We start from the raw sequence: 10,903 nt of genomic DNA on the forward strand, positions 1-10,903 counted from the left end.
TCTATTTAAAGAAATGCTTATAGTTGAGGTGCTATGGCAGTGATCTTCTTGAAGCCGCCGTAGGTCTTGATATTGGCAGCATCAATATTACCTACTCCAGGATTGATCATCGGCAGGAGATACACCTTACCTTCGGTTCCGGAGAACGTAGACATAATCAGTTGCTTGTTGTTGGTTGGGAGGTAGCCGACCTTGAAAGGGTAATTTGCCTGACGATAGATCTGCAGGGTAGTGATCTCCTCTCCCGCAGGGGCTGTATACCTCAACTCAAACTGCGGGTTTGAGGCACCGTACAACATCGCGTAGATCTTTGTTTTAGTTGCATAGTACATGACGCGCTGATCATTCAACAGAACAAAATGAACAGCAGCGTCAATTTCAGGAGCACTTGACAGGTCGAAAAATGATTTCGCATAAGGAGGAACGACCCTGTTGGAAGCGTCATACCTGCCGGCACCAAGAATATACAAACCGATCTTTCCGGTATTTTTGTCTTTCAACAGGTGTAAGTAGTCACCATCGGTTGTTGCGTCCGCTGCGACATTAACCTTAAACGGTAAAGCTGTTGGGTTAAATGCCTGGCTGCTTGCTGATGGAACCATGTGCATGGTTCTGTCTCCAAAGGCTGTTAAGCTAGGTTGATAAATAAAGCTTCCGTTGGTTTCATCATAGAAGCTTAAAGCAACTGCAGTACCGCTGCTTCTTGCGTCGAGAGCAATATGATCAGGCACCTTGTAAGAGGAAGCAAATGGGAGACCTATTTTGTCTGAAGTAGCTAACCAGGTTCCATGGATTGCATTGTTCCCTACGTATACATCAACCTGTTGCAGACCTGCCAGTGTTTGTGGTTTAATACCATCTGGTGTATTGTAGAACAATCCTTCATCTGCCGGTCCTGGTGAATAATCCAGTGTTTTGATCGTGATAAAGGAATTGTCAGTAATACCCAAAATAACCGGTCCTGTCCCTCTCAAATTGGTATAGCGCATCTCTTTAATCAGTCCCGGAATGGTCACGCCATTTAAGGAAGAATAGATATTATGCTTTACGCTGACCTTATCATAGTTAGGCGTTACTAAAGGCGACATGATATGACTAATGTCTGTTGTCGTCCCATCGGTAGTTTCCGCAATTACCAATCCTTCGGAAATACTGTTCCTGACAGTTAAGGGCCAGCCCATAACATATTTCAGACCTGTATTCTTATCTGTAATGGTGTAAACGATCTGGTGAAACTTGTTTGCATCAGTTGGTCTCAAACGAATTTCAGCATCCAGGTCACGCTCGGTGCCGATTACATCATAGGTAAGGCTACCCGGAGCAACATTGATTTTCCACTCATAATTCAGATCCGCAGGATCGAGTTCGGTGGTTATATTAGGCTTCACTACAAGGTGCTCAAACTGGAACACGTTCAATGAGCTTGTTCCGGTGGTATCGAAGCTAACTCCGGAAATCTTATCGAGATCTAGGGAACTGAGGTCCTCCTTACAAGATGAAAAGAAGAGGGAGGTGCTAAAAAGAGCAAACAGAAAATATATAATACTATGCTTATTCATGTTAATCGAATTTAGAACGCGTGTAATAAAGAGGTACAATCGGTTCTCCGACATTTGTTCCGTCATCATGCCTTAAGATATCATTCGGGTGATCTTTGTTCCATTGCTTAATGTAATCACCATATCTGGTTCCCAAAGCTTCACTACCTGCTACGCCGAGAATTCTGTACTCAGCCGCGGTAAACTGCGTGAGACCTGAAAGCTGCATGAATATCCGGAATGCAAGAGTGCTTCTCGTGGGGGTAATGTAGGTACGCAAATAGACGTTCCAGGTAGGAACGATAATCTTGTTGGTCCAGTTAATTACAAATTCCCGGGCCTCTATATTTCCGATTCTAAAGTCTTCAGAGTCGACAATTCGTACCTTCAGGGAGACTGTTGAGTTATCCAAGGCTGCAGATTTCTTCAGTTTTACCTGCAATTTTCCGGTGAATTGCCCCGCATCAACTTTACCACCGATGATCTCGTAAAGATCAGCGGTGGCGGTGGTGACACTGTCATTCACTACTTCTACATTGAAAGTACGATCATATCCTGTGCTATCACCTATAATGGCAACAGGGATCTCTTGTACAAATTCAGACTCAGGGTTCGTGAGAAACGAGTAATCAACAGAGTAGAGTTTGTTAATTAAATTGAAATTAACAGCACTTTCAGCCTTGAAGGCCATTGGTTCATCTTTCTTACATCCGGCAAACATGGTCGAAGCCAGGAGTACAGTAGATAAGAAGAAGTTAATCTTTTTCATGTACATTGAATTAATTATTGAATCCTGTTTCCAAATTCCACTTCGCTGTCTGGGTAAGGAAGCATATAAATTTTATCTCCCGCTACCACGCCAGCCAAGTTTGGAATAGTCTCACGTCCGGTCCTTTTGAAGTAGAAGAATAATTGTCCTTCACTTACATATTCTTTCCGGTACTCCTTGAACAGTTCATTTTCAAGGACGGTGGTGCTGGCAGTTGGCGTAATTTGTTGAGTTATACTTCTGCTTGCCCTTACTATATTCAGATAATCAACCGCTTTCGCCGGGTTTGATTTGATATACTGCTCGGCAGCGATATAGTACATTTCAGGAACCTTCATCAAGGGCATCAAGCCGGTCGGGGTTGGTACATCTCCTTGCCTTAGTTTGATTGGAACCATGCCTCTGGATGAAGATGACAGCAACTTCGTGTAGCGGATATCCGTTAAACCAATACTTGGCACATTCGCTTCATACATCGTCTGTGCGACGCTGGTAGGGATGAAGAGCGCATCATAATTTGTGTTGAGAACTGCATCGAAATAGGATGCGTTAATATTTGCAAATGCCGTAACCTGCAAACTGAAGATATGCTCAGTAGACAAGATGAGGTCGGCATTTATATTAGTGGCTGGAGTGATCAATTTAGCTTTAGAGCCAGCTATGACAGCCTCAGCTGCTGCAGCTGCAGCAGCCATCTTATCACCACCCTGCCAGGATAATACCCGTGCCTGCAGCGCTTTTACGGCATAGTAGTTCATGCGTAAATGCCTGTCGTTGTAAAATCCTCCCCTATTGACTTCGGCGAAGTAATTCTGGGGGCGCTGAGGATCTGCATAAATAGGATCTTCGGTGAGAAGCTCCAAGGCATCCTGAATATCTTTCTCCAACAGTTTGAACGTCTCATCATAAGAGAGCTGTGGGATCAGGTCCTTCGTGAATGAGGTAGCATAAGGAATAGTCAGCCGGGTTTTAAGCTCGGGTCTGCCGGCATAATTGCTGTGTCCGTACAAACGGATCAGATCAAAATGAAGTAGAGCCCTCAAACCGAGTAATTCACCTTTGATAATGGAGTAGTCGATCTTATTCAGTACACCCTCACTCTTGTTTACAAATCCGAGGGTAGTATTTACATTCGCGATCACATTATATTGATTATTCCATAATGCATTGACCTTGTCGACTGCTTCTACTGCTTTGTAATCAAACTGCTGTACTTTATCATATTGTGCCAGGCTTGGTAATGGATTATACTGCTGAGAAAGCAGGTCAACCAGATTCCATGTCATATCTCTGGAGTATAGCTCGGGCTTGGTCATCCCAATATACACACCCATCAGGGCGTCTCTGAATCCGGAAGTTTGTTTAAACTGATCTTCGGCCTTGATCTCATTACTTGCTGTAACATCCAGCCATCCTTTTTCGCAAGATGATGTGAACAGGGTTACAGTAAGGCCGAGTAGTAAATATCTAATTTCTTTCATGATGTTTCCTGATTAAAATGTAGCTGATAAAGAGAATGAAAGCGTTCTTGAAAATGGATACGATGTTCCTCTTTCGATACGAATGGAAGAGAACTGAGCCGCTTCATTCATATTCGCGCTTACACGAAGACGTTGGAAGTCTAATTTCGAAAGCACTTTTGGACCAAAATCATAGTACACATTTATTGCTCCTATGTTGATTTCCTTTCTATCTTGTACAAAGCGGGTAGTTGCTCTGGTTTTTTCGTTTTCAGGAGTGGTGGAGGTACCATCTTCGGTCGGGCGACTAAACTGACCTAAACGCTTGAACAAGCTATTGTCACCAGGATTCTTCCAGCGACCGGTAAGAACTCTCTTGTCTACGTTAAAGTTCATGTCGACATTCTCCACACGATCTACAAGCGTTTGATTGTAAAGCTGCCCACCGCCCAGATAACGGCCTGTTACGCTTACGCCAACACGGTTGTATTCAGCGCTGAAACCGAAGGTACCCTGGTACGAGGGTAGAGAGTTTCCAGCAACTACCATATCGCTTGCATTCCAAATAAACGTTGTGTTTCCACTGCGATCAACATAGATCTCGTTCCCGGTTGCGGGATCAATACCCAATGAGGGAACCGCCCAAATAGCGTTCATGGAAATACCATCCTGATACTTCTTAACCGGGCGGCTATTACCTTGATCCGCGGCCAATTTGTCCATCCGGCTATTATAAGTCTCCATGGCATCAGATAGCTCGACAATTTTATTCTTGTTTGTTTCGAGTCCGAAGTTGAGGTTCAGAAAACTTCTACCTCTGGACCATACCTGATAGGACGTGAAAAGTTCGGCACCTTTATTCTGCACCCTTCCTAAATTGTCCTTTACGATATCAAATCCTGATGAGTTAGGTAAGGTTACATCTGTCAGGAGGTTTTCAGTATAGCCGAGATAATAATCAAAACGGAGGTTTAGCTTCTTGATCTTTGCATCTAAACCAGCGTTGTATTCAAATTTAGATTCCCACTGCAAACCAGCGTTTGCCATATTGAACAGGAACGAGCCAGGGAAACCCTGGTACAATGACTCCAGATAGTATTTGTAAGTAGCGATCGAGGCATTTGAATTAAAATTCTGGTTTCCGGTTGATCCCAGGGAACCTCTGATCTTTAAATTTTCTACAAATCCCAGATCTTTCAGGAACTGTTCTTTATGAAGGTTCCATCCAAGACCAAGGCTCCAGAATTTTGCCCAACGTTTATCTGCACCAAATTGCGATGAAGCATTTGTCCTTAGTGTAAGGTCGGATATAAAGCGGTCATCCCACATGTAGGAACCAACGGCAAGAAATCCGATATCCCGGGTAATTCCACTCACGCCATACGGCCTTGAGCCCAGAGCATAGGCGCGTCCGAAAGTAATGTTATCCATCTGGTCACTTGCAAATCCTTCGACCTCGTGGATCAACTCATTGTAATCTCTTTGGCTAACATTGAAGCCTGCATTTACAAAATAGAAATGTTTATTTACCTGTTTAGAGTAGTTGACGTTTAAATCTCCCGAAAGGTTAGTACTCTTTCCGGTATTTACCTGGTACGAGCCTTTACGTGTTGCGTCTACATCGCTATACGTATCAAACATTGTATGGCTTGAAGGATAGAATTCATCTGCATTTGTATTTCTGATATCAATACCTATACGGCTGGTAGCTTTTAATCCAGGCAGAAGTGTCCACTCCAAATAAAAGTTATTGATGAAGTTCAAATATCCCGAAGTGTTCTTTGAATTCAGCGTCGAGTTGTATAGTGGATTGGTGTATCTTTCACCATTTGCTCCTAACTCTGCGTAGAACGGTATAGTTCCATCCACGTTAACGGCTCTCCAGTAAGGGTTCATCTGAACATAATCACTAAATAGACCATACGGAGAGTCGGCGGAACTATTACTTACCAGGCTGCTGATGTTTCTGAACAAAAAGTTGTTCAAGCGGTAGGATGCGCTAACACTACCAGAAATAGTTTCTCGTTGTGAACCTTTCATCGCACCTGTGACATCTCTGTAAGATAAGTCGGCAATTACTTTCAGGGCATCTGCACCTAACTCGACGGATAATGCATGTTTCTGACCAATTCCGTTTTGCAATGGTTTGGCGATCCAGTAAGTGTCAAGTCCCTCCAGGGCAAGCTTAAGTCTGGAGTTATAACTCTGTTGTAATCTGACATCCGTTCCCGGAGCATCGAATGTTATAGAGGGAGCAATATACATACCGTCAATACGCTCTGCTTCTAACTTCTCCAGTGCATTTGTGAGATTATAACTTGATAGATCAGGCATCTCGACGTCCAGACTCGTATTATAGGTAACCAGCGGCTTATTGGATGAGATTTTTGTCGTTTCTATAACAATTACTCCGTTAGCTGCTTTTGATCCGTACAACGCTTTTGAGGCTGCATCTTTTAAGATAGTTACGCTCTCAATGCGGTTCATGTCTAAGTCGAATATGCGTTCGACGTTAGCCTCAAAACCATCAAGTATAAAAAGGGGCTCATTTGGATTTTTAAGGAAGTTTCCTTTTAGGCCCGTATTCATAGTAGACTGATCCACAGGAAAAGTGGAAGTTCCGCGAATCTGAATATCGGGCATCGTGTTCGGATTGGAACCCATATCGAAATTGTCCATCACCATGGAAGGCGCAATGTTTTTCAAGGCCTGGAAGAGATTTGCATTTCCATTTCTTTTCAATTCTGATTTTGAAATAGAAACAGCTGCACCGGTGAAGCTGCTCGCTTTCCTTTCAAATACTCCGGTAACAACAACGTCTTTCAGCAAAGCTGCTTCTTCCTTCAACTTGATGTTGATAGTGCTGCGGTTGTTGATTTTAACTTCCTGTGTACGGAATCCGATCATAGAGAAGTATAATACTCCGTCAGCGGGTACGCCTGTTATGACATACATGCCATCCTGATCGGTTCTGGCGAACCTGGAAGGTTCTTTCGAAGACACTGACACTCCGGGAAGTGTGTTCCCAACGGAATCAGTCACTTTACCACTAACCTGGATAAAAGGATCACTTTTAATCTGCTTGACGGCCTCCAGCTTTTTCAAGTAGATGAGCTTGTCAGAGATCTCGAAAGTAAAGGGTTGCCCTGAAGAAATCTTCTCCATTGCATCTTTGATCGATGATTTGTTTAATGTAACGGAAACAGGCTTTGCATTTGCAACAAAGCTCTCTTCGTAAATAAAACTATAGCCTGTTTGCTTTCTGATCTGCTTGATCGCTTCAGCAACAGGAGTATTCTTAAGAGTAAGTGTGATTGTCTGCGCAAAGCCGCTGGCGTTAACCTGCAAGCAGGCGAACATTAATATCATCGTGATTCTGAAAACCAAAAAAGGCGCACGACGTTTATGTAAAAGAAGATTCATAAATTGTGAAGATTAATGGATTGTTTTTTCTGAATTGCTCTGGATTTACAATCTTAATTCCTGTATGGAGAGTTTGCAGCTACTCCGGAGAGCTCTCCGATATTTGCAGTATCGGGGAGTTTTGACATCTTAATAATTGTAACCGGGGAGAATTATTTCATAATTATCCTCCTTCCTTCTCCGTTTGGTTTATTTTCAATCGCCAGGTGAACGTCACTTGTTGCTTCTATAGCCTTTAAGACAACCGCAAGACTTACATTTCTGGAGATAACGCCATTTATTTTAACAGCCGGAACCCGGGTCATATCGACATCTACATCATACCAACGGGCAAGCTGCCTGAGCACCCCTTTTAAATCAGCACTATTGAAGTGAATATCACCGTTTTTCCATCCTGTAGCGGCTTCGGTGTCTACTCTTTTTACATTGATCTGGTCTCTTCCAGGCATAACAGAACTCTGTTGTCCCGGCTTTAGCACCAGAGATTTCGTTGACGATATAGCTATCTTTACGCTGCCCTCCAAAAGGGTTGTTTTAATAGCACCCTCATCTTTATAGGCGTTGACATTGAAATGAGTACCTAATACTTGTATTTCCTGACCATCTGTCTCTGCTATAAAAGGCTTATTTTTGTTATGGCTTACTTCAAAATATACTTCTCCCTTGATGCGAACTCGTCTTTCTTTAGGACCAAAACTAGTAGGATACTCGATGGAAGAAGCGGAGTTTAACCATGCATGGGTTCCGTCGGGAAGTGTTATCTGATACTGACCGCCTCGTGGAGTAGCTAATGAATTGTTGGCGGTAACGGGTTTTACGTCGTCAATCGGTTGATAAACGATCTCTCCGTCACCCTTCTTGATGATAGATACGTTTCCCTGAGTGCTCAGCTTACCTGCTCCTTTGTCGTCGAGATTGATTACCGTCCCGTCTGCCAAAGTCAGACTGGCCACATTACGCCCCGGCTCTACATTCGCTGCTAGAGTCTCTGCCGGCTCCTGGGTAGGTTGATCTTTTTCAAACGTTGACAACGAAATGCCAAGTGCTAACAACACGATAGCGGCAGCTGAGTATCTGATCCAGTATGGGATACTTCTCTTGGAAATTTTCTTCAGAATTTTGTTTTCCAGCTCATCCTTGTGTTGGGAGCTTAGCGCTGACAGCACATTCACGTCGATAGATTTGTCTGCTTCTTCGCTTATAGCGCGGTTCCATTCATCAAGGAATTCCCCGTTTTGCAAATACGAAAATACACGATCCTGTTCTTCGGCATCGCAGCTATCGTTGATAAACTTCTTAAAAACCAGGACGATTTCCTTATTCAACATCTATCTTTTAACAGTAATACAATTAAGAGGAAGGAATCATATACTGGTTAGAGGAAAAAAGTGCTTTATTTTTAAAAAAAGCTTAAAATTCCAATATAAGAGACCTGTACGAACAGGCATTTTTGATAATAACTCAGAAAAAAAATAAAAAAAAGAGCGTTGTCATTCCTCGCGTTTGGAAAAACTTCCTGACTGACTTGGTTGCTTTTACAATTTGACTATTGACTGTTCCTTCTGAGATGCCGAACTCATTGGCGACTTCTTTATATGAGTAGCCGTCGATCTTGCATCGGACGAAGACATCCCGCATGCGAGGAGATAAGCTCCTTATTGCGTCGTTCAATATGTTATTGCTTTCGAGGAATTCTGTTTGCAGATCGGTTACGTTCTCCGAAAAAGTAGTATACTGTTTAATCTCTGATACGATAACTTGTTCGTGACTTGCCCGGCGGAGCAGGTTTAAAAGATGTCTGCGGGCTACAGTATACAAAAGTGGCTTGAACGGCTTGGAGGTGTCGATGTTGTGGCGGGATTCCCATATGCGGATAAAAGTGTCCTGAACAACATCGTCAGCCAGCGTGGGAGACTTTGCTATCTTCAGGACGAAGCCATAAAGCTGATCAACATGGATTTTGTACAAATTGCTAAGCGCAGATACATTTCCTTGTTTTAGTGAATGCAGAACATCCTCTTCGCTTTCTCCTAACTTTTGTACCATCCTAGATATCAAAATTAAAACAAAATGCGACTTATTTGATGTATTTCGTAAAGAAACGTGAAATATGGGCAAATTTTCAATAAGCAAGAGCGAATTGAATCAAGGATGGAAAGAATACAGCAAAAAACACACAGTATCAGTGACTAAGACGGATCAAGTCAAAAACTTGTGGAGCATGAGGTAAATTTCTAGCTTTGGATTTTCAGGTTAGAACATTCATGCAGGACGGATATCACACTTTAATAAGCCTACTACTCCCAGATTTTATTCTTGACTTTTTTGAACTCAAAGAAGTTCGCAAGGAAGAAGATATCTTTCACCTGGACCTGCAGGAAGTTAATATTACGCCGAATGTGCCTGATGGAGAGAAACTGCTTTCCAAAGGTTTCTTTCCTACCATTACCGTGCAGGATTTTCCTATTCGTGGACACAAGGTGTTTCTTCATATCAAACGTCGGCGCTGGTTGAATACCAGCACAAACAAGGTGGCTTACCGGGATTGGAATATTGTTGCAGAAGGAACGCGAATAACAGAGGGATTCGCGGCTTTTTTAAAAGAAATCAGTCGATACCAGCCCTAACTCGGTCCACACGATTGGGGGTTTCTATGGTGTAAAAGGCAAAACGCTGCAGCGTAACTACCGGGAGTCATTAAGTGCATTCAAGGACTGGAACCAAAGATCCCATGCAAAAGATTGGCTGTTGTACCCGGAGAACTTAGGCCCTCAGCTATCCATTTATGAGACCTCCTTATCCCATGGAGAGCTCTATACTATACTTACCAATAAGGCCGCTAAGGGTAAAAAGGGCGCTATCGTGGCCATTATCGCCGGTACAAAGGCAGAAACCGTTATAGAAGTATTGCAGAAAATTCCTGAAAAGCTACGCATGAAAGTCACGGAGATCACCCTGGATATTGCAGGTAACATGGAGCTTATTGCCAAGCGGTGCTTCCGCTCAGCAGTGCGGGTGACCGACAGGTTCCATGTTCAGAAACTGGCAACCGAAGCATTGCAGGAAATGCGTATAAAGTACCGTTGGGAAGCTTTAGAGGCAGAAAACGAAGCAATAGATCTGGCTAGAAAAGCAAAGAAAGCCTTCCATGCGGAAGTATTATCAAATGGTGACACACTGAAACAACTACTGGCCCGGAGCCGGTATGTATTATATAGAAGACCTGATGGCTGGTCTGAGAGCCAAAAAGAGCGGGCGGATCTACTCTTTGAAAAATATCCTAAACTTAAACAGGCCTACAACTTAAGTCTAGGCCTGAGCAACATCTTTGAGAAAACTCACGACAAACTTTATGGTCTGGCAAGGCTTGCCAAATGGCATGAGGCTGTAAGGCAATCTGGCTTTAAGTCCTTCAATACGATCTCAAGATCTATTCAGTACCACTATCAAACAATCCTAAACTACTTCGATAGCAGATCTACAAATGCCTCAGCAGAGTCGTTCAATGCCAAAATAAAAGCGTTCAGAAGCCAGTTCAGAGGAGTAAGAAATACCGAATTCTTCTTGTACCGCCTCACACAACTTTATGCTTGAAAAGAGTATTAGTCCACAAGTTTTGGATCAAGCGGAATTCTTGGGGGGGAAATAAAAAAGTCGTTTTTTTGTAGATCATTTTAAAATCCCAAAAGAAGAATACCCTTGCAAGATCCATA

General features: G+C 43.0%; 8 protein-coding genes. 2 read left to right on the plus strand and 6 right to left on the minus strand.

What is annotated here, in order from left to right; all coding sequences use genetic code 11:
- Positions 1-17 precede the first annotated feature (17 nt).
- The 6 genes from B0I27_RS15810 to B0I27_RS15835 form a co-directional block, all read right to left on the minus strand.
- Complete coding sequence (locus B0I27_RS15810) at positions 18-1,559, minus strand: PKD-like family lipoprotein (protein ID WP_106295131.1); 1,542 nt, start codon at positions 1,557-1,559, stop codon at positions 18-20.
- Between the two features lies 1 nt (position 1,560).
- The gene (locus tag B0I27_RS15815) at positions 1,561-2,307 is read right to left on the minus strand and encodes a DUF4843 domain-containing protein (protein WP_181276802.1); all 747 of its coding nucleotides are present in this window, start codon (positions 2,305-2,307) and stop codon (positions 1,561-1,563) included.
- A 14-nt stretch (positions 2,308-2,321) separates the two neighbouring features.
- A complete protein-coding gene (locus B0I27_RS15820; protein ID WP_106295135.1) occupies positions 2,322-3,788 on the minus strand; it encodes a RagB/SusD family nutrient uptake outer membrane protein in 1,467 nt (488 codons plus the stop codon).
- Positions 3,789-3,800: 12 nt separating this feature from the next.
- On the minus strand, positions 3,801-7,190 hold the full coding sequence (locus B0I27_RS15825; protein WP_106295137.1) for a SusC/RagA family TonB-linked outer membrane protein: 3,390 nt from the start codon (positions 7,188-7,190) through the stop codon (positions 3,801-3,803).
- A 152-nt stretch (positions 7,191-7,342) separates the two neighbouring features.
- Positions 7,343-8,518: a FecR family protein gene (locus tag B0I27_RS15830; RefSeq protein ID WP_106295139.1), complete on the minus strand. Its 1,176-nt coding sequence runs from the start codon at positions 8,516-8,518 to the stop codon at positions 7,343-7,345.
- Positions 8,519-8,651: 133 nt separating this feature from the next.
- The gene (locus tag B0I27_RS15835; RefSeq protein ID WP_106295141.1) at positions 8,652-9,236 is read right to left on the minus strand and encodes an RNA polymerase sigma factor; all 585 of its coding nucleotides are present in this window, start codon (positions 9,234-9,236) and stop codon (positions 8,652-8,654) included.
- A gap of 194 nt (positions 9,237-9,430) precedes the next feature.
- Between B0I27_RS15835 and B0I27_RS15840 the strand changes: the two genes are divergently transcribed.
- Both B0I27_RS15840 and B0I27_RS15845 read left to right on the plus strand, forming a co-directional pair.
- Positions 9,431-9,817: an ISAon1 family transposase N-terminal region protein gene (locus B0I27_RS15840; RefSeq protein ID WP_245925531.1), complete on the plus strand. Its 387-nt coding sequence runs from the start codon at positions 9,431-9,433 to the stop codon at positions 9,815-9,817.
- A 13-nt stretch (positions 9,818-9,830) separates the two neighbouring features.
- Positions 9,831-10,784: an ISAon1 family transposase gene (locus tag B0I27_RS15845; RefSeq protein WP_106295145.1), complete on the plus strand. Its 954-nt coding sequence runs from the start codon at positions 9,831-9,833 to the stop codon at positions 10,782-10,784.
- Positions 10,785-10,903: the final 119 nt, after the last annotated feature.

The sequence above is a fragment of the Arcticibacter pallidicorallinus genome, assembly GCF_003002875.1.
GTDB lineage: Bacteria > Bacteroidota > Bacteroidia > Sphingobacteriales > Sphingobacteriaceae > Arcticibacter > Arcticibacter pallidicorallinus.